Source organism: Prevotella sp. OH937_COT-195, assembly GCF_003932845.1.
Classification (GTDB): domain Bacteria; phylum Bacteroidota; class Bacteroidia; order Bacteroidales; family Bacteroidaceae; genus Prevotella.
The window spans coordinates 1-933 of the sequence record NZ_RQZH01000086.1 but is presented as its reverse complement, the minus strand read 5'-3'; the positions used below and the strand labels follow the sequence as shown (position 1 = coordinate 933).

The 933-nt window shown below is 44.3% G+C and carries 1 protein-coding gene; it reads left to right on the top strand.

Annotation, left to right across the window (positions count from 1 at the left end; translation table 11 throughout):
• Positions 1-340: 340 nt before the first annotated feature.
• Positions 341-933, top strand: a 593-nt coding sequence (locus EII32_RS11335) for a Bro-N domain-containing protein (protein ID WP_255416467.1), incomplete at its 3' end; no start/stop codon positions are given.

Genomic DNA, 933 nt, shown 5'->3' with positions numbered 1-933 from the left:
ATCAGCGCGGCGTTTGGTTTGTGTCTGAGGATTTTGGTAAGACCATCATTGCCTGGGCCGCTGCTCGGAGGCTGTCGTATGACATAAGGCATCGCAGTCTTGAACAAAGGATTTAAGGTATTTTTTTGTGTGAAAAAAGGAGTGTAAAAAGTTGCGTATGTGGTGATTTTTTTGTACCTTTATAGTATAAAAATTGTGTTTTCGTGCTGATTTTTTTAAACTTTTTGGCGAAAAAGTTTGTTATTATTGAAATTTTGTGTATCTTTGCCCCCGACTTCTACATACAATCGGGGCAAACAAACCAGAATTTTAATTTGAACCGATAAACGGCACGCCTACTATGGTGGTTGAACGGGAAACTGTCAACTGCAAACGCCCAGCGTATGTGGAAGTCACACCTACGGTGGGCGTGCTTTTTGTCACAATTCTTAGTAAAATGACTTCCATTAAGAATGAGACAGCCGGAGAGACGGCAATGCAAGTATTTACTTGGAACGAATCGGACGTACAGATTCGAAGCAAGATTATTGATGGAACTCCTTGGCTTGTGGCTAAGGATTTATGCGATTACCTTGAACTTAATGATGTTAGCAAAGCATTGGAACGTCTTGATGACGACGAAAAGCTGACACGAAAGTTTTTCGTGTCAGGTCAGATGCGCTCAATGTGGCTTGTGAATGAAAGCGGCACGTATGCCCTTATTCTGCGGAGCAACAAGCCGAGAGCTCGCGAGTTCCGCAAATGGATTACGAGCGAGGTTTTACCTACTTTACGCAAGACGGGCAGGTATGAACTGTGTCCTCCTTCACCTCGTCGTTCTGTGAGGAAGACTCGTGGCGAGGGTGTTAACGTTGAGTTGACGAATCTTCTGTGGTTGATTGGTGAGAGTTTGGTTCATGGTGACCAGGCAGCTGTTGCTTTGGAGCTTGGTGT